Annotated in this window: 17 protein-coding genes and 1 pseudogene; 14 read left to right on the top strand and 4 right to left on the bottom strand. The window is 61.8% G+C overall.

Annotation, left to right across the window (positions count from 1 at the left end; genetic code table 11):
• The first annotated feature begins 15 nt into the window (after nt 1-15).
• The 6 genes and pseudogenes from Q0X62_RS14615 to Q0X62_RS14590 all read left to right on the top strand — a co-directional run bounded on the left by Q0X62_RS14615 (nt 16) and on the right by Q0X62_RS14590 (nt 5,291).
• Nucleotides 16-1,440 carry a pyruvate dehydrogenase complex E1 component subunit beta gene (locus Q0X62_RS14615; RefSeq protein WP_297737446.1) on the top strand — a complete coding sequence of 475 codons (1,425 nt, stop codon included), beginning with the start codon at nt 16-18 and terminating at the stop codon, nt 1,438-1,440.
• Nucleotides 1,441-1,445: 5 nt separating this feature from the next.
• Nucleotides 1,446-1,865: a GFA family protein gene (locus Q0X62_RS14610; protein ID WP_297737443.1), complete on the top strand. Its 420-nt coding sequence runs from the start codon at nt 1,446-1,448 to the stop codon at nt 1,863-1,865.
• A 15-nt stretch (nt 1,866-1,880) separates the two neighbouring features.
• Nucleotides 1,881-3,221, top strand: a complete 1,341-nt coding sequence (locus Q0X62_RS14605) for a pyruvate dehydrogenase complex dihydrolipoamide acetyltransferase (RefSeq protein ID WP_297737440.1) — start codon at nt 1,881-1,883, stop codon at nt 3,219-3,221.
• Between the two features lie 132 nt (nt 3,222-3,353).
• Nucleotides 3,354-4,436 (top strand): serine hydrolase, encoded by a 1,083-nt coding sequence (locus tag Q0X62_RS14600; protein WP_297737438.1) that lies wholly within the window; start codon nt 3,354-3,356, stop codon nt 4,434-4,436.
• Nucleotides 4,437-4,592: 156 nt separating this feature from the next.
• Nucleotides 4,593-4,784 (top strand): annotated as a pseudogene (locus tag Q0X62_RS14595) (hotdog domain-containing protein); the annotation flags it as partial.
• The gene (locus tag Q0X62_RS14590; RefSeq protein WP_366946181.1) at nt 4,764-5,291 is read left to right on the top strand and encodes an acyl-CoA thioesterase; all 528 of its coding nucleotides are present in this window, start codon (nt 4,764-4,766) and stop codon (nt 5,289-5,291) included. The pseudogene Q0X62_RS14595 and the gene Q0X62_RS14590, both read left to right, overlap by 21 nt.
• Here Q0X62_RS14590 and Q0X62_RS14585 read toward each other — a convergent pair.
• Both Q0X62_RS14585 and Q0X62_RS14580 read right to left on the bottom strand, forming a co-directional pair.
• Complete coding sequence (locus Q0X62_RS14585; protein WP_297737435.1) at nt 5,288-5,962, bottom strand: 2OG-Fe(II) oxygenase; 675 nt, start codon at nt 5,960-5,962, stop codon at nt 5,288-5,290. The genes Q0X62_RS14590 and Q0X62_RS14585 overlap by 4 nt on opposite strands.
• Before the next feature lie 55 nt (nt 5,963-6,017).
• Complete coding sequence (locus Q0X62_RS14580; RefSeq protein WP_297737432.1) at nt 6,018-6,434, bottom strand: ACT domain-containing protein; 417 nt, start codon at nt 6,432-6,434, stop codon at nt 6,018-6,020.
• A gap of 79 nt (nt 6,435-6,513) precedes the next feature.
• Between Q0X62_RS14580 and Q0X62_RS14575 the strand changes: the two genes are divergently transcribed.
• From Q0X62_RS14575 to Q0X62_RS14560, 4 genes are all read left to right on the top strand, one after another.
• Nucleotides 6,514-6,885, top strand: coding sequence for a cupin domain-containing protein (locus tag Q0X62_RS14575; RefSeq protein WP_297737429.1), 372 nt, complete (start codon nt 6,514-6,516; stop codon nt 6,883-6,885).
• Between the two features lie 65 nt (nt 6,886-6,950).
• On the top strand, nt 6,951-7,547 hold the full coding sequence (locus tag Q0X62_RS14570) for an HD domain-containing protein (RefSeq protein WP_366946180.1): 597 nt from the start codon (nt 6,951-6,953) through the stop codon (nt 7,545-7,547).
• Between the two features lie 115 nt (nt 7,548-7,662).
• Nucleotides 7,663-9,063 carry a dihydrolipoyl dehydrogenase gene (gene lpdA / locus Q0X62_RS14565; RefSeq protein WP_297737424.1) on the top strand — a complete coding sequence of 467 codons (1,401 nt, stop codon included), beginning with the start codon at nt 7,663-7,665 and terminating at the stop codon, nt 9,061-9,063.
• Between the two features lie 83 nt (nt 9,064-9,146).
• Complete coding sequence (locus tag Q0X62_RS14560) at nt 9,147-9,809, top strand: hypothetical protein (RefSeq protein ID WP_297737421.1); 663 nt, start codon at nt 9,147-9,149, stop codon at nt 9,807-9,809.
• A gap of 153 nt (nt 9,810-9,962) precedes the next feature.
• On the opposite strand, the gene Q0X62_RS14555 is transcribed toward Q0X62_RS14560, so the two are convergent.
• Nucleotides 9,963-11,630: an AMP-binding protein gene (locus Q0X62_RS14555; protein ID WP_297737418.1), complete on the bottom strand. Its 1,668-nt coding sequence runs from the start codon at nt 11,628-11,630 to the stop codon at nt 9,963-9,965.
• Nucleotides 11,631-11,883: 253 nt separating this feature from the next.
• Here Q0X62_RS14555 and Q0X62_RS14550 point away from each other — a divergent pair, with 253 nt between their 5' ends.
• The 4 genes from Q0X62_RS14550 (at nt 11,884) to Q0X62_RS14535 (ending at nt 17,100) form a co-directional block, all read left to right on the top strand.
• A complete protein-coding gene (locus Q0X62_RS14550) occupies nt 11,884-12,657 on the top strand; it encodes a hypothetical protein (RefSeq protein ID WP_297737415.1) in 774 nt (257 codons plus the stop codon).
• Between the two features lie 63 nt (nt 12,658-12,720).
• Nucleotides 12,721-14,019: a hypothetical protein gene (locus Q0X62_RS14545; RefSeq protein WP_297737412.1), complete on the top strand. Its 1,299-nt coding sequence runs from the start codon at nt 12,721-12,723 to the stop codon at nt 14,017-14,019.
• A 109-nt stretch (nt 14,020-14,128) separates the two neighbouring features.
• Complete coding sequence (locus tag Q0X62_RS14540) at nt 14,129-16,564, top strand: M1 family metallopeptidase (protein ID WP_297737408.1); 2,436 nt, start codon at nt 14,129-14,131, stop codon at nt 16,562-16,564.
• 23 nt (nt 16,565-16,587) lie between these two features.
• Nucleotides 16,588-17,100 carry a DUF6702 family protein gene (locus Q0X62_RS14535; RefSeq protein ID WP_297737406.1) on the top strand — a complete coding sequence of 171 codons (513 nt, stop codon included), beginning with the start codon at nt 16,588-16,590 and terminating at the stop codon, nt 17,098-17,100.
• Nucleotides 17,101-17,106: 6 nt separating this feature from the next.
• Here the strand turns inward: Q0X62_RS14535 and Q0X62_RS14530 are convergent, their stop codons facing one another.
• Complete coding sequence (locus Q0X62_RS14530) at nt 17,107-17,865, bottom strand: SET domain-containing protein-lysine N-methyltransferase (protein ID WP_297737403.1); 759 nt, start codon at nt 17,863-17,865, stop codon at nt 17,107-17,109.
• Nucleotides 17,866-18,386 lie beyond the last annotated feature (521 nt).

Below are 18,386 nucleotides of genomic sequence, written 5' to 3'. Positions count from 1 at the left end.
AGGACAGGTAGAGCCATGTCGATTGAAATCCTTATGCCGGCCCTTTCTCCCACCATGGAAGAGGGCACGCTCGCCAAGTGGAATATCAAGGAAGGCGACACCGTCGAGAGCGGTGACGTGATTGCCGAGATCGAGACCGACAAGGCCACGATGGAAGTCGAAGCGGTCGAGGAGGGCGTGGTCGCCAAAATCCTGGTCGCGGAAGGCACCGAGAATGTGAAGGTCAATTCGCCGATCGCCATCCTGGCCGAGGAGGGTGAGGACGCCAGCGCGGTCGAAGCGCCGAAAGCCGATAGCGCTGACACGTCCAAGGATGAGGCCGCGAAGGAGGCAGAGGCCGCCGGTGACAATGAGGCCGATGACGGCGACGACGATGCTGGCGAAACCGGCGAGCCGACGGTCATCGACTATGCCAATCCGGATGCCTCTGACCCGGATATTCCGTCCGGCACCGATATGGTTTCAACCACGGTCCGCGACGCCCTGCGCGATGCAATGGCCGAGGAGATGCGCCGCGACGACACGGTCTTCGTGATGGGTGAGGAAGTCGCCGAGTATGAAGGCGCCTACAAGGTCACACGGGGTCTGCTGGCCGAATTCGGGCCCAAACGCGTCGTCGACACGCCGATCACCGAGCACGGCTTTGCCGGTCTGGGTGTGGGCGCGGCCTTCAATGGTCTCAAGCCGGTCGTGGAATTCATGACTTTCAACTTCGCCATGCAGGCGATCGACCACATCATCAATTCCGCGGCCAAGACGCTCTACATGTCCGGTGGCCAGATGGGTTGTCCGATCGTCTTCCGCGGTCCCAATGGCGCAGCGAGCCGCGTCGGTGCCCAGCACTCCCACGACTATTCCTCCTGGTATGCCAATGTGCCGGGCCTCAAGGTGATCGCGCCCTATGATGCCGCCGACGCCAAGGGTCTCCTGAAAGCCGCCATCCGCGACCCCAACCCCGTCGTCTTCCTCGAGCATGAGTTGATCTATGGCGAGAGCTTTGACGTGCCGGAGATGGAGGACTGGGTCCTGCCGATCGGCAAGGCCAAGGTGCGCCGCGAAGGCACGGACGTCACCATCACGGCTCACAGCCGCATGGTCGGCTATGCCCTCGAGGCCGCCGAAATCCTGGCCAAGGACGGTATCTCTGCCGAGATCATCGATCTGCGCACTTTGCGTCCGCTCGACACCGATACGGTCGTGGAATCGGTCAAGAAAACCAATCGCATCGTCTGTGCCGAAGAGGGCTGGGGCCGGATGGGGGTCGGCGCGGAAATCGCGGCCGTCGTCACCGCCGAGGCCTTCGACTATCTCGACGCCCCGCCCGCCCGCGTCCACCAGGAAGACGTCCCGCTGCCCTATGCCGGCAATCTGGAAAAGCTCTCCCTGCCGGGCGTGGATGATATCGTGAAGGCAGCCAAGGCTGTCTGCTACGCGGAGTAGGGTCCATGGCGTCTCCAGCGAAATCCTGGCGTCACGGCGAGTGTCATTGCGGCGAGGTCGGCTTTGCCGTGAACCTGCCGGACAGTGTCGTCGCCCTGTCGTGCAATTGCTCGATCTGCACCAAGACCGGCTTCATCCATCTCATTGTCGAGAAGGGTGATTTCAAGATCGAACGCGGGGCGGAGAGCCTGACGAATTACACATTCGGCACGCATGAAGCCAAACACATGTTCTGCTCGAAATGCGGCGTGAAGAGCTTCTATGTGCCGCGCTCGCATCCCGATGGCTGGAGCGTCAATCTGCGCGCCCTCGACGCCGACGCCAATTTGCAGCTGCGGTTCGAAGAATTCGACGGCGCGAACTGGGAAACGAACGTCTCCAAGATCAACCCTGAACTGGCCCCACCGGGCGCCAATGACGCCTGAGGCGAGGACTGAAACATGTCGATTGAAATCCTGATGCCCGCCCTGTCGCCCACCATGGAAGAGGGCACGCTTGCCAAATGGCACGTCAAGGAAGGCGATACCGTAGAGAGCGGTGACGTCATTGCCGAGATCGAGACCGACAAGGCGACGATGGAAGTTGAAGCGGTCGACGAGGGCAAGGTCGGCAAGATACTGGTCGAGGAAGGCGCCGAAGGCGTGAAGGTCAATGCCGTGATCGCCGTGCTGCTGGAAGAGGGTGAGGACGAGAGCGCGCTCGACAAGGCGAGCTCATCAAAATCCGACGCACCGGCCAAGGACAACAAGAAGGCCGATCAGGCCGATTCCAAGTCAGCCAAACCTGATGAGGGTAAATCTGCGACTGGTAAATCGGACACGTCCGAGCCGAAAAAGCCGGCCAAATCAGAAAGTGCGTCCAGGCGTGACGGCGACCGCATCAAGGCCAGCCCGCTCGCCAAACGGATCGCCGCCGACAAGGGCCTGGATCTCAAAACCATCGATGGATCAGGTCCCTATGGCCGGATCGTGAAGCGCGATGTCGAGAATGCGCAACCGTCCAAGGCCTCTGCGTCCACGGCCACCGAGGCCCCCGCGGCCAAGCCGGTCGACATGGACGATCCGCTGGCGGCCTATGGCATTGCCCGCGACCGTTACGATGTGGAGAAGGCCGACGGGATCACCAAGATCTCGGCCAAGCGTCTGTCGGAGAGCTTCCGCGACATCCCGCATTTCCCCCTCACCGTGGATTGTCGCATCGACGCGCTGATGGATTTCCGCAAGCGCGTAAATGCCGCCGCCGAGAAGGATGGCGACAAGGTTTCGGTCAATGACATCCTGATCAAGGCCTCGGGCCTGGCGCTGAAGAAGGTGCCGGCGGCGAATTCGTCCTGGATCGAGGGCGGCATGATTGCCCGCCACAAGCATGCCGATGTTTCCATGGCCGTGGCTATTGAGGGCGGGCTGATCACCCCGATCATCACCGATGCCGACCAGAAGGGCCTGGTGCAGATTTCCCGCGAGTCGAAAGATCTCGCGACGCGGGCCCGCGATCGCAAGCTGAAGCCGGAGGAATTCCAGGGCGGGACCTTCTCCCTGTCCAATCTGGGCATGTTCGGGATCGACAGCTTTGCCTCCATCATCAATCCGCCCCAGGGCATGATCCTGTCGGTCGGTGCTGGCGAAAAGCGTCCGGTCGTCAAGGATGACGCGCTGGCGATTGCCATGGTGATGACGGTCACGCTGACCTGCGATCACCGTGTCGTCGATGGCGCCACAGGCGCGAAATGGCTGCAGGCCTTCAAGACCTATGTCGAAGACCCGATGACGATGCTGATGTAGGGGGGTCAGCGCCCAGACCCCACCTAACCGAAGGTCAATCTTCCGGCCAACTTCTCGTTGGACGCGGTGCGTATTCTACCCTCAGGACCTGTCCGGCAGCCGGACCGGTCGGCACACCAAATGGGGGAATAGATGACATTCAGGAAATTGATGACCGGCTCGGTTGCAGGGCTCGGCCTGCTTTCACTCGGATTGACGGCAACGGCGCATGCGCAGGATGATCGTTGCGAAACCTACCCGCTGCCTACCGCGACAGCACCGGCTGAGTTGGGCTGGACAGTGGAAGAACTCGCGAGTCTCGACGCGCTGGCCAATGAACTCAACTCGACGGCCCTGATGGTTGTCCAGAGCGGACAGGTCGTGTTCGAGCATGGCGAGACGGATCGCCTGATCATGGTGCACTCCCTGCGCAAATCCCTGATGAGCGCGATGATCGGGGTGCTCGTTGATGCCGGAGCACTATCGCTGGATGCCAGTCTTGCAGATCTCGGGATTGATGATCTGGTGGGCCTGAGCGAGCAGGAACGCTCGGCCACGGTGCGCGATGTGATCATGGCCCGGTCTGGCGTTTATATCCCGTCTGCCGCCGAAACCCCGCAGATGCGTGAATCGCGTCCCGAGCGCGGCGAATTCGCCCCCGGTGAGCACTGGTATTACAATAATTGGGACTTCAACGTCGCCGGCCATATTTTCGAGCGCGCCTCCGGCCGCAATTACGACTCGGCCTTCCTGCGTGTCTTCGCGGAGCCACTCTGTATGCCCGATTTCGACGTTTTCGAGACCCATCGCCAACACGCGCCGGGAACGATGTTCTCGGCCTATCACATGCGGCTTTCTGCGCGGGATACGGCTCTGTTCGGCCAGCTCTTCCTGCAAGAGGGCGAATGGGAGGGCGAGCAGATCCTCTCCGCGGACTGGGTGCGGGAGAGCACGGCTGATTATTCCGACACCGGATGGCCCGGTCCCTGGATGGGCGGATATGGCTATATGTGGTGGCGTCCGGCCGATGCCCAGGTCGCAGACGATCACGGGCTCGCAGCGGACATGTATACTGGGGCCGGTTATGGCGGCCAGTATGTCACCGTCATCCCCAGTCTCGATCTTGTCATCGTCAACCGGATGAATACCGACATCCCTGACGGACCCCGCATGGGGGGGCGCGATTACACCAGCATCCTTCGCGCCGTGACGGCAGCGTCCATGTCCGACGACTAACGTCCGTCACAAGGGCGGGGCTGGCCCTGGCAGCAGAATCCGCGCACCGACAGGCGCAAGGAGTATCTGCCCATGACCCAGCCCCGCCACCTCGCCGAGATCCGTCACGCCGACCTGGTCTTCCCGCACTAGACCAATCACCAGGGCAGTTATTTCGGCGGCGCGGCCATGGCCGAGATGGACAAGATCGCCTTTCTCATTGCAGCCCGACACGCCCGACGGCCCTTTGTGACGGCGTCTTGCGACAAGCTGGATTTTGTCGCCCCGGCCCATGTCGGTGATCTGGTCGAGTTGACCGGCCAGGTTCGCATGATCGGCCGGACGTCAATGATCGTCGATGTCGAACTGGCCGCCGAAAACCTGCTGACCGGGGTCCGCCATGTCTGCACACGTGGGGCTTTCACCATGGTCGCGGCCGATCGCAAGACCAATCCCGACCGGCTGCCGCCATCGCCGGACGCCAAGCCGGAATTCGCGGCCAGCCCACCCGGTTACGCCCGCACGCTGCAACTCGTTTTCCCCGGCGACACCAATCATCTCGGACAACTCTTTGGTGGCAATGCCATGTCGATCATGGGCAAGGCGGCCTATATCGCTGCCTCCCGGCATACCCGCTGTGATGTCGGTATGGCGGCGTCGGACAAGATCGATTTCATTGCCCCGACCCGGGAGGGCGAGATGCTCGATGTCATCGCCACGATTGCCTCGGTAGGCCGGACATCCATGACGATTGCGGTCCTGGCAGAAGCCGAGGATTTGATGACCGGTGAACGCCGCAAGGTTGGTGAGGCGGACTATGTCATGGTCGCGCTCGACGCTGACGGCAAGCCAACGCGGGCCAAGGCACTCGGCTAGGGCGCAATCGGTAGGGCGCGGACCTGAAGTGCCGGCGCGAGGCCGCGATCATTGCAGCGATGCCAACCGGCAATCGAGAAACGCTCACGGTGCGAGATCGTGACCTCGTGCGGAATGTCTTCGGACAGGAAGACGGCGAGCGTCCCGAATTCCGGACGCAGCTCGGTCAGGATTTCCTTGCCCGCGCCAAATATCCGCAAATGCCCGCCATCGCCCGCGCGCCAATCCGGGTTGAGGTATAGCACCGTTGACAGGACCCGGTTCCGGGCGCCGCGAAAACTGTCGACATGGCGTTTGTAGAAACCGCCTGATTCATAGACTGCGAAATGGGCCTCGAAGGCGAACAAGCCGAGCATGAGCTGCGCATTGATGTCTCGGCGCAGGGCTTCGGCAAAGGCGAGATAGGCGATCTGCCCAAGGCTCGAGCCGTCCAGCCATTTCGTCTTGTCGCGGCGGACGCGGGCGATCAGCTCGTGATCCTCGGCGCGGCCGATGCCGGCCGGTGTCAGGGCGTCTTCGGTCCAGAGGGCTTCGGCTTCCTGGCGCAACGCGGCCAGCATCTCGGTGTCGGTCAGGCGCACAGCGACGTATCCGGGGCCGGCGAGGGCCTCGCAGACTGTGTCGATGTCGAAGGCGGGCAGGCCGGTCAGGCCGGAAGGGAGAAGACTCACGCGTTGCGGTCCGATCAATCAGGGTGCGCGCTGGTACGACCACCCACGGCCGGGGTCAATCGAATTCGCGCCCGCTGGCGCGGGCAAGGGCCTTCAGCGCCGCCAGTGCGTCGCCCAGCCGATCCTCAGGCACGAAGACATGGTCGTGGAAATAGCCGGCCACCGGATTGCAGCCAATCCCTTCGGCGGCCAGTGTCGCGGCAATCCTGGCCATGAAGCCCACCGCCTCAAGCGAAGAGTGGACTGCCAGCGTGATGCGCCGACAGGGGAAGACCGGCTCCAGTCCCGCCGCCTCGGCCGTGTCGAAGGGCAGGATGAGGGTTGTGCCTTCTGCTTCGACAAAGCGCATCAGCGCAGATCCGGCATGAGGCGCGAGGCTTGCGTCGGGCCCGGTGACAAAGCCATAGCGCACCGGATCCGGTTCCGGACGCAGACCGGCGAGCAAGGTGCCGAGATCACTGATACCGGTCATTTGGCTGGCTCCGTTCAGCGGGTAGGGTCGTTGCAACAGGCGACAGTGATACGTGAGTCGCGATGTCGGGGAGAAAGCGATGACCGTTGAAGCCATCTCACTGGTCGAAAAACACAGCCAATTTGACGATGTCTGGTCGCCCAAGCGTATCGCCAGGCTGGACAATTACGAGCTCAAACTCGCCAAGGGTGAAGGGGCTTTTGACTGGCACAGCCATGTCGAGGAAGACGAGCTCTTTCTGGTCACCCAGGGCGTCCTGCGGATCGAGATTGAAGGCCAGGACGCGGTCATCCTCGGCCCGGGCGAGCTCTGTGTCATTCCAAAAGGGGTGAGGCACCGTCCGGTCACCCAGACCGAGACCGTGCATATCCTGCTGATCGAAAAAGCCGGCGTTACCAATACCGGCGATAATCCGGACAGTGACCTGACCCAGACGATCGAGGACATCTAGTCGCTGCGCCTTGTCCTTCCCGGCATTCGAGGTCAGGGTATGGCAAACGGGAGGTCATGATGTCGATGAATAATGACAAGGCACCGCGCGCCAAATTCGCTGCGATGGAGGAGGGGACGGCGGAAGACTGGGGTGTCATCGCCAGCCAATTCGGTCCGTTTGCGAAGAAACTTCCAGAGCGGGTGCTGGACCATCTGCGGCTGCTCGACGGCGATTTTGGCGGATTTCCGATCGACCGTCTGCAGCACTCCCTGCAGACCGCGACCCGCGCTCATCGCGACGGGCGCGACGAGGAATATGTCGTCATGGCTTTGCTGCATGACATTGGAGACACGCTCGGCAGCTATAATCACCCCGATATTGCCGCGGCCATCCTCAAACCCTTCATCAGTGAGGAAAACCACTGGATCGTGGCCCATCACGGGATTTTCCAGGGCTATTACTTCTTCCATCATATCGGTGCTGACCGGGATATGCGCGAGCAGTTTCGGGATCATCCGCATTTTGCGGCCTGTGAGGAATTTTGCGCCAAATACGATCAGGCCGCGTTTGCGGCTGATTATGACAGCGAGCCGCTCTCCTTTTTCGAGCCCATGGTCCGGCGTGTTCTGGCCGCGCCGAAGGCGTCGGTCTATGCCGCTGCCGAGACAGCGGCGGAATAGCTGCCACAGTTCCGCGCAGGCGCGCTTCTTGGCGGATTGATCCAAACCGGTCTGACTGGTATCCCGCTTGGACCGGAACCCAATTTGGTTCGCTAGCGAAATAAATGAGGATGCCATGAGCGCAGGCGCTTTCGACGTGATCGTAATCGGCGGTGGGCCCGGCGGCTATGTGGCAGCGATCCGCGCCGCACAGCTGGGCATGAAGACCGCGGTCGTCGAGCGCGACAATCTCGGCGGCATCTGCCTCAATTGGGGCTGCATCCCCACCAAGGCGCTGCTGCGCTCTGCCGAAGTCTATCACCTCATGCAGAATGCGGCTGATTTCGGACTGTCGGCGGAAAAGGTCGGGTTCGACATCAAGGCGGTCGTGCAGCGCTCTCGCAAGGTCTCCTCGCGGCTCACCGGCGGCATTGGGGGCCTGATGAAGAAGCACAAGATCACGGTGATTGAAGGCAGCGCCGCCCTGGAAAAGGGCACGGACGCGCCGACCGTCGTGGTCGGCAAGGACACATACACCGCCAAACACGTCATTCTCGCCACCGGGGCCCGCGCCCGGACGATTCCCCAGGCTGGCCTCGAGCCGGATGGCGACAAGATATGGACCTATCGCGAAGCCATGGTGCCGGACTCCATGCCGAAATCGCTTCTGGTCATCGGATCCGGCGCGATCGGCATCGAGTTTGCCAGCTTCTACAAGACGATGGGTGCTGAGGTGACCGTGGTCGAGATGATGGATCGCGTTCTGCCGGTGGAAGACGAGGAAATCTCGGCCTTTGCCGCCAAGAGCTTCAAGAAGCAGGGTCTGAACCTGATGGTATCGGCCCAGGTCGAAAAGCTCGAGAAAACGGCCAAGACCGTCAAGGTCCACGTCAAGAACGGCAAGGGCAAGGTCGAGATGATCGAGGTCGAGAAGGTGATCATGGCGGTCGGCATTGTTGCCAATGTCGAGGATATGGGCCTGGACAAGCTCGGCGTGAAAATCGAGCGCGGCCATGTCGTCAATGACGGGTTTGGCCGCACCAATGTCAAAGGTCTTTACGCCATCGGTGATGTCGCCGGCCCGCCCTGGCTGGCGCACAAGGCGAGCCATGAGGGCGTCGTGTGTATCGAGAAGATCGCCGGCGAGGATGTGCATGCCTTCGAGACCGGAAATATTCCCGGCTGCACCTATTGCCACCCGCAGGTCGCGTCGGTCGGGTTGACAGAGGCCAAGGCGAAGGAAGCCGGGCATGATGTGAAAGTCGGACTCTTTCCCTTTGTGGGCAATGGCAAGGCCATCGCACTGGGTGATGACCAGGGTCTGGTGAAAACCGTTTTTGATGCCAAGACCGGCGAGCTCCTGGGTGCCCATATGGTCGGCCCGGAAGTCACCGAAATGATCCAGGGCTATGTGGTCGGGCGCCAGCTCGAGACCACCGAGGCCGAGCTCATGCACACCGTTTTCCCGCATCCGACCCTGTCGGAGATGATGCATGAGAGCGTGCTCGACGCTTATGGACGGGCCCTTCACATCTGACGGCTGAAATAATTATCGCCTGATTGCATCCAATCAGCATCGGCGCAGCATCCAAGGGTCAACACAGCCCAAGCGAGGATGCCATGCTGACCCGAATTCTGCTTTCCGCCACCGCGGCCATCGCACTGTCTGCCTGCACCTATTCGGTGTCCGGGCAAGGGGAGGGGCGTTCTGTTGAATCGGCGGGCCTGGTGGCCTCCCGCAATGTGGATGTCCCAGGCAATGCCGAATTTGCCGGCATGCTGGTCGGCGCAGATGGCCGTGTCGGCGGTGATCTCGACCTGGCCGGCGCCAGCGTGCGTTCCAATGCCCGCGTCGGCGGCAATCTGAGCGCAGCCGGGGGGCGCGTGCGCTTTACCGGTGAAGTGGATGGCGATGCCGCGATTGAGGCCGGTACCGGCTATGTGGATGCCATCATTCGCGGTGATGTCGTCGTGGCTGCCGGGCGCATCACATTGGACGGCGATATTGGCGGTGGCCTGGAAATGGATGGCGGCCGCATGACGCTCCGGGCGGACATTGCCGGCCCGGTTCATGTGCGCGGGCATGGTCGGGGCGATCGCGGTAATGGCCGGGTAGAACTGTCCGGGCGACTGCAGCAGGGCGGCACCATTTGCGCCGCGGAAGTCGAGATACGGCGCGGCGCACGCATCGAAGGCGAATTGCGCGTGATCTCTGATCGTCGCCCGGATGGTGAGGGCTTCACCTATGAGGCGCTTGCCGGTCGCGATTGCGACCACCTCTAGGACAAGGTTTTCAAAGATATGCCGGCGTTTTTCTGATCAATGCCGGCATGCCCCTCCGGGGTCTGTCACACATGCTTTCCGCGAGGAAGGCCCGCCGGGTCCAGCTCCCTCTTGTTCCGGCGGTGTGTGGCAGGCCCCGGTTTCCTGTATTGCCTATTCAGCCGGTTCGGGCACGGGTTTGGCGTCTTCAGCCATCAGGGCCTCGACGGTTTTCTGGACCGTGCCGTAATCGGTCTTCCCAGTCCCGAGGACAGGAATGCTCTCGACCTGGATGATCTTGCGCGGAATGGCCAGGTCGGAAATGCCGTGATTGCGCGCAAAAGCGACAAGATCGGCGCGATCGGCCTTGGCGTAATCGGTCAGAAGGATGACCTGCTCGCCCTTGCGCTTGTCGGGGATCGCCGCCGCGGCATGCATATTGTCCGGCCAGAGTGAGGTGGCGCAATTCTCGACGACGGCCAGCGACACCATTTCGCCACCCAGCTTGGCGAAGCGTTTCACGCGACCGCGTATGGAGATATACCCATCCTCGTCAATCGAGACGATATCGCCCGTGTCGTGCCAGCCATCGGCCGGCGGGTCGAGCACAAGCGGGGCATCCGGGCGGATATAGCCCTTCATGATGTTCGGGCCCTTGATGTGGAGCTGTCCGCCCTCACTGATGCCGTCGACCTTCACCAGTTTGGCCTGACAGCCAGGCATGATCTGACCGACTGTGCCAGGGCGGTTATTATCCGGCTGATTGACCGAAAAGACGGGCGCCGCCTCTGTCAGGCCATAGCCTTCGACGATCTCGAGGTTGAAGCGCCGACGCAGTGAGGACCGGGTCTCGTCCTTTACCCGCTCCGCTCCACACACCGCCATGCGCAGGGATGACAAATCATTCTCATCGGCGGCGCGCGCATACTGGTTCATGAAGGTGTCGGTGGCGAACAGGATGGTCGCCTTGGTCTCGGCAATCCGTTTGACGATCGTTTTCGCCTGGAGCGGGGTGGGGTGACAGATTGCCGGCACGCCGAGGCCGAGCGGCACCAGAACCCCGCCGGTCAGCCCGAAGCAGTGGAAGGTCGGTAGCGGGTTGAACAGGATATCGGTGGGGAGGATGCGGATATGGTCGCGCACCTGTTCCACATTGGCCAGAAGATTGGCATGGCTGAGGACGACACCCTTGGGGTCACCTTCCGTGCCGGAGGTGAAGAGATAGACGGCCGGGCTGTCCGGATCGGGATGGGCGCGCACCAGGAAAGGGGCAACCATGCCAATGGCGGCGGCGACCTTGTCCATCATCGACAGGTTTTCGCGCACATCTTCCAGATAGATCAGTTCGTGATCTTCCTTCAGTGCCGCTTCCAGCTCCTCGAGTTCACCGAGTTCGATGAAACGGCGCGCTGTCACGATCCGCTTGGCCTTGCAGGCACGGCAGGCGGCCTTCAGCGCCCGCTCACCAGCGGTGAAATTGAGCATGGCGGGGACGCGTCCGTAGGCGGACACGGCATAGAAGGAGATGATGGCGCCGACACCGGTGGGCAGCAGCACGCCCACCGCTTCGCCTTTTTCAGTTCCGGCCTTGAGGGCGTGGCCGAGCGCGAAGACGGCCTTGGTCAGGTCTCCGAAGGTCAGTTCGCGACCGTCCGCATCGACGGCAGCGAGTTTCTTGCTGCCGTACCGGCGCTTTGAATCAAGCAGGGCGGCAAAAACCGATTTCCGGATTCTGTTGAGGTTGAAGTCAGGTCCGTTGAAAACCGCACCAGTTTCCGGACCATTGGGGTCCGTTGCAGCGGTTCTGGCCGGCATGTCGCCGGCGGCTGTCATGTCAGCCATATAATCCTCCCATCAACGCTCATCTTGCGTGAGCGCTTGCTTGATCACGGATATTACGCCTGGCTGACGCATAGGGAAGGGGGAGGAATGATTCACATCGCTTTGGCACAGGCGACATCGCGATATACGGAAATAATTTATCGAAAAACGGAAAAAGTGGTTGATATCGAAATTCGATAATGTAAGCTTCCACTCAACGCTGGGGAGCGTCTGACCGGGGTTTCGAATGCCCCGACCTAAACGGGAGACTGACATGCAAAAGGTCCTGCTGGCCGCTTCGGCCCTGACCACCGCGCTGATGACATCAGGCTGCGTAATCGTGGTCGATGGTGAAGATGACAGCAAAATGCTGCGTGGCCATGGCGCACGGACTGTCGACGGCTATGTCGTCCTGGACCGTGACGGAGATTACAGTCGGCTCGCTGGCGACATGAATTTGCGTGGCCGCATTGGCGGCGATCTCAGCCTGGTGGCTGGCGATATTGATGCCGATGACCTCGAAGTCGGCGGCGATGTTTCCATTGCCGGTGGCGATATCAATTATTCCGGCCGTATCGGTCGCGAGGCCTCGATTGCCGGTGGCCAAATTACCTTTGCGGCCGATGTCGGTGACGACCTCAATCTGGCCGGTGGCGAAATCGAGTTTTCCGGTCGTGTTGATGGCGAGGCGGCCCTGGCTGCCGGCGAGATGACGGTCGGTGGCTGGTTCGGGGACGAACTTCACGCCCACGCTGAAGAAATCCGTTTCACAGGTGAAGCCACCGGACCGGTCACATTTGTCTCTGCCAAGGAGCTCAACCGTAATCGGCGAAACCGGGATCGTGGCCAGGTCGAGATCAGCGGGTCGCTGGAAAATGGCGGCCGGATCTGCGCGATCGACGTCGTTTTCACTGAAACGGCCCGGGTTCGCGGAAGCCTGACAGTCTGGTCGGAAAATCCGCCAGTCACACGATCCGGTGCGCAGGTTTCCGGGCTTGACTACCAGCCACGGAATGGTCGCGATTGCGACGACTTGACCGGCGACTGAATCCGCGCAGTTTGAACGTTTTGATCCTGACCTGATCGCCGGGGGGCGCAGGGAGATTTAACAATGAACATCAATATGATGCGAAGAATGGTAATGGCCGGGGGGCTGGCCATTACCCTTTTCACCGGTGCCGCGACCGCTCAGGTCATCGGCGGCGAGGTGAATGTCGAAGGCAGCAGTCATGACGTCATCTTCCTGGGTGGCGAAATGGATGTCCGCGGCCAGATTGATGGCGACATCAAAGGCATTGCCGGAAGCATCCAGGTCGATGCCGATGTCAGCGGTTCGGTACAGCTGGTCGGCGGCGAAATCGATGTCTCCGGGACGATCGGCAATGATCTTGATGTTGCCGGCGGCGAGGTTGATTCCGACGCCCGTGTAACCGGCGATGCCAATTTCGCCGGTGGCGACAGCCGTGTCGGCGGGACAATTGGCGGCATGCTGAACGCCGCATCCGGTCATCTTGAAGTCACAGCCCAGATTGGCGGGGATGCCAAACTGGCAGGCGGCTATATCGAAACCGGTCGCACCAGCAATATCGCCGGCGAGGCCGAGATCGTCGGTGGTGAAGTTCACCTGGAGGGCCAGATCGGTGGCGCAGTCGATATCGAAGGCGGCGAAATCCACCTCTCCGGCACCTTTCTGGGTGATGTCGAAGTCCTGGCGGAAGAGGTCTATGTTCTCGACGGCACGCAGATTTCCGGTGAGTTGCGCATTCGTTCCTCGCACGATCCGGTCATTGCCGACGGCGCGACCTTCGGCAGTTATGATTACGAATATGAGCGCTTCAATTTCGGCGCCAAGGATTGGGAACATGTCGATTTCGGTCCGAGTTTCGACTTCCCGACGGGCGTGTTCAGCCTTTTCATTCCGGGGGCGGCCTTCCTGCTGGCGGCCTTCGCCTGCCTGATCGCGCCGGGCGGATGTGCTTCGGTGGCAGCCCGCTTCCGCGACCGGCCGGTCGTCAGCGGCTTTCTCGGCTTCATCAGTTTCGCCATGTCGCCAATCTTCATGATCATGATGACCATCCTCCTGGCCATCACTGTTGTCGGCATCCTGCTGATCCCGATCATGTGGATCATCTTCTGGCCCTTCATGCTGTTGTGCATGGGCTTCGGTGCGATCGCGGTTGGCGACATGATCTTCAATCGCCGGCCGGAGGAACGCAGCCTCGGCCTGGGCATGCGTCTATTGTCGACCTTCGTCGTCGTCGCGGTTTTTGCCGCCCTGGGTGCCCTTCCGGGCGTGGGCGTGCTGGCCGGCTTCTTCCTGCTCTTCATCGGGCTTGGGGCCTGGGTCATGTCCCTGGGCAAACGCCGTCAGGCTCCGCCGCCCGCCATGGAGGCATCCGCGGCGGTTTGACCGGATGGTGGCACCACGCATCATGACAATGCGGAAAGGCGGGGGTGACCTCGCCGGGACCGCGCGCTAAATCTCCGAACAATGTCCCACAACAGGGGTAACGGGGAAAATGCGTACACTTCACATGATTGCACTGGCTGCAGCGGCTGCGACGTTCAACGTCGCGGTCGCCCAGCCTGTTGAGCAGACCGTCAATGACTGGCGTGATGCCTTCCGCCAGCTCGAGGACGAGGACTGGCCATCGCCGAACCGGGAGCGCCGCGCCACCGGCGCGCCGGGGCCGGACTACTGGCAGCAGCAGGTCGATTACGATATCGACATTCGTCTCGATGAAGAGGCCAAGCATCTCTTCGGCACCGAGACCGTTACCTATACCAATAACGCCCCGGACACGCTGGACTTCCTGTGGTTCCTGCTCGATCAGAACCGCTTCCGTCCTGATTCCATCGCCGTGATGACCGAGACGGTTGGTGGCGGCGGGCGCGCCTCGGGCCGTGTCGGGGACTCCATGCCGGAAGGCATCTCCGCCAGCTCCCTGCGGCGTCGCCAGATGCTCGAGGAGGATGGCTACGGCTTCAACATCACCGGTGTCACGGACGCCAATGGCGAGCCGATGGACTTCACCATTGTCGACACGCTCCTGCGCCTCGACCTCGCTGAGGACCTGGAGACCGGCGACAGCGTCACCTTCACCATTGAATGGGATTACCGTCTCGTTGAAACCCGTGTCGTGGGTGGCCGGGCTGGCTGGGAATGTTTTGAAGAGACCGAAGATACCGGTGCTGACTGCATCTACCAGATCGCACAATGGTTCCCCCGCGCCGCTGTCTTCTCTGACTATGAGGGCTGGCACAACAAGGCTTTCCTCGGTCGCGGTGAATTCGGTCTGGAATTCGGCGACTATAACGTCTCGATCAGCGTGCCGCAGGACTTTATCGTCTCTGCGACCGGTGTGCTTCAGAATCCGGATGAGGTCCTGACCCAACCGCAGCGTGAGCGCCTGGAAGAGGCCCGCACGGCTGACGAGCCGGTCTTCATCGTCACGCCGGCGGAAGCCCGCGCCAATGAGCGCCGCGGCACCCGGTCCATGGCGACCTGGGAGTTCCGGGCCGAGAATGTCCGCGATTTTGCCTGGGCCGGTTCGCGCAAATTCATCTGGGACGCGGTCGGTGTCGAGCAGGACGGGATGGGCGAGGCGCCCGACCTCGTCATGGCGATGTCTTTTTATCCCAATGAGAGCGAACCGCTCTGGTCGACCTATTCGACCCGCGCCGTCGAGCACACGCTGGACGTCTATAACGAGTTCGCCTTCCCTTACCCTTACCCGGTCGCGCAATCGATTGCCGGTCCCCAGGGCGGGATGGAATACCCGATGATCACCTTCAATGGCGGCTCCTATGGCCGTCCGATGGTCGATGATGACGGCAATCTGAGCTATTCACTCACCGCCAAGCGCGGTCTGATCGGCGTGATCATCCACGAGATCGGCCACATCTATTTCCCGATGGTGGTCAATACGGATGAGCGTCAATGGACCTGGATGGATGAGGGCATCAACACCTTCCTGCAATTCCAGGCCGAGCAGCGCTGGGAAGAGGGCTTCCGCTCCCGCCGCGGTGATCCCGACTTGATGACGGACTACATGGCGTCGAGCACGCAGATGCCGATCATGACCCAGTCGGACTCGATCCTTCAGTTCGGCTCCAACGCCTATGGCAAGCCGGCTACCGCGCTGGTCGTGCTGCGCGAGACGGTGCTGGGCCGCGAGCTCTTCGACGACGCCTTCCGCGCCTATTCCGAGCGCTGGCGTTTCCGTCGTCCGACGCCTTACGATTTCTTCCGCACCATGGAAGAAGTGTCCGGCGTTGATCTCGACTGGTTCTGGCGTGGCTGGTTCTACTCCACGGACCATGTCGACATCTCGCTCGACCGCGTGATCGAAGGCACATTCAACACCGAGGATCCGGCTGTTGAGAGCTTGCTGGAGCGCGCGGACGACACCGAGATTCGCGAAAACCTCACCCCGCAGCGCAATGCGGAAGAGGGCATTGTCACCTATGCCGATCGCAATCCGGAAGTGCAGGACTTTTACTCGCGCAATGACCCCTTCACGGTCACCGAGCGCCAGCGCGAGGCCTTTGAACGCTTCCAGGGCGAGATCGAGGACTGGGAACAGGACATCCTGGAGAGCGGTGACCGCGTCTATTATCTCGACTTTACCAATGAAGGCGGCGTCGTGATGCCGATCATCCTCGAATTCACCTTCGCGGATGGCACTACCGATCTGGTCCGCATTCCGGCCGAGGTCTGGCGCTATGATCCGCGCAATGTCACCTGGACCTATGTCACCGACCGCCAGGTCGTCTCGGTCGAGCTCGACCCGCTGCGCGAGACCGCCGATGCCGACCGAACGGACAATTACTATCCGCCGCGCATCGAACCGACGCGTCTGGAGCTCTATCGCTCCAGCTCCAACCCGTCGAGCCAGATGGACGATATGGACCAGCGCGTGACGCGCGACAGCGTCCGTACGCGTCCGGAATAGGTGAAAGGGAGGGCAAGCGCCGCATGCGTATCACGCTGACCCTCCTGACCGCATTGGCGGGGCTGTCGCTTGTGACAGCCCCGTCGCTCGCCCATCGCATGCATGCCGGCGTCACCGAGATCGCCGTCAATGAACGCACCGACGAGATGGAGATTATCCATCGCGTCTATACCCATGATCTGATGGAAGCCCTCGGCCGGACCGAACAGGATTCCGAGCAATATCTCGCCACCGAGGCCGGTCTGGCCGCGGTCGGTGCCTATGTCGGCCCGCTCTTTCGCATGGCGAGCGGTGAGGGCGATTTGGTGGAGCTGCGCTATATCGGTGCCGAGCTCGATGGCGAATTCGCCTGGATCTATTTCACCGCCGACGTGCCGACCGACCAGGCCAGCTTCATCGTCGATAATGACCTGCTCGCCGAAACCTTCGACGATCAGGTCATGATGACCAATCTGCGTTTCAATTCACGGGTCCGCACAGCCATGCAGGGACCGGGACGCCGCGCCCCCATCCGCGTCCGCTTCAGCGACGACTGAGACGGGTCAGACCTTGTGAACCAGGGCCGGGCAGCGACAGTCAAACGCACCGGCCAGATCGCCTTCCGTGCGCGTATAGTCGAAGGTCACTTCCTCACCCGCCGCCAGATCACGCAGCGCCACCAGGGTCGGCAGGGCGGTCTCGCTGTCATAGACGATCTCGCAGCTCGGCTCGCAGGCATGATTGACAAAATGCCCGTATCCGGTCGGCTCGACATGGCGATCATCATCGGTGCGGAAAGAATAGGGCGTCTGGCGCGCACCGATCGGTCCGAATATACCCAACACCGTCTCACCGGCGGCGACCGGTAATTCCAGCACCGTGCCCCAGCCATGGGTGGGTGAGCGATCGAGCCGCGCCGCCGGGGCATGGGCCATGACATAGGGTTGCACTGTGGGGGCGGATTCGCCATCGCTTGAGGCATCGGGCGCCGCTTGACCGGCAATCCGCCCCACCAGCGCCGCCCCATGCCGCCGGGCCTCCGGCGCCAGGTCGAGCATGACGCCGGCCTCGGTCGTCGTTGATCCATCGGAAAATTCGAGCATCAGGGCGAGCTGTTCACCCATCACCATTCCGCGCGCTTCGGCCGGACGCGGCACCCCATCACGCTCGGCAATCCGGTCGACCTGGCCCGAAACCCGGCCATCGGCCTCGATCACCAGGGCCAGCCGGTCATAAAGCCGGGTCCCGTCCGCAGCGACATGAAAGCCGATCAAATGCACCGGCACAGACGCCGATCTGGTAGCCCCAAGAAACAACGTCATGACCGAATCCCCAACACAAACAACAAGGTGAGGCGAGGTTAGGGGATTGATGCTGCGGTGCAAGTTTGGGTTGGGTATGCGCACTATTCGGCAAAGCCCATTCCGACGCGCGTTCGGGAATCATGGCGAGCCGGTTTGAGCGTCTTCTTTCCTCCCCGCTCTGTGGGGAAAAAGGAGGCCCCGCCAATCCCTCTTCCCCGGGAGAGGGTGGCCGAAGGCCGGGTGAGGGGGACATCCCGGTGCCTGGGTGCTGATCCCCCCTCATCCGTCGCTCCGCGACACCGTCTCCCCAGGGAGAAGGAAGGCAGCACAGCGGATCGGAGGGTGCGGCGCCCACCCCCACCCATTTTTTCCGGGCGAAGACCCGGGACCCACCGAGCGACCCTTCAGGCAAAGCGTTTCCGGTAGATCCCGGATCGCGCCGAGGCGCGTCCGGGAAAAATGGGGCGGCGAGTATCAGCTCCGCCTTTCCTCCCCACACCGTGGGGAGGTGGATCGCCCGCCGGGGCGAGACGGAGGGG

Source organism: uncultured Maricaulis sp. (assembly GCF_947259345.1).
Taxonomy (GTDB): domain Bacteria; phylum Pseudomonadota; class Alphaproteobacteria; order Caulobacterales; family Maricaulaceae; genus Maricaulis.
Note: the sequence above shows the minus strand (reverse complement) of the source record. Positions and strands in the feature narration are given on the sequence as shown.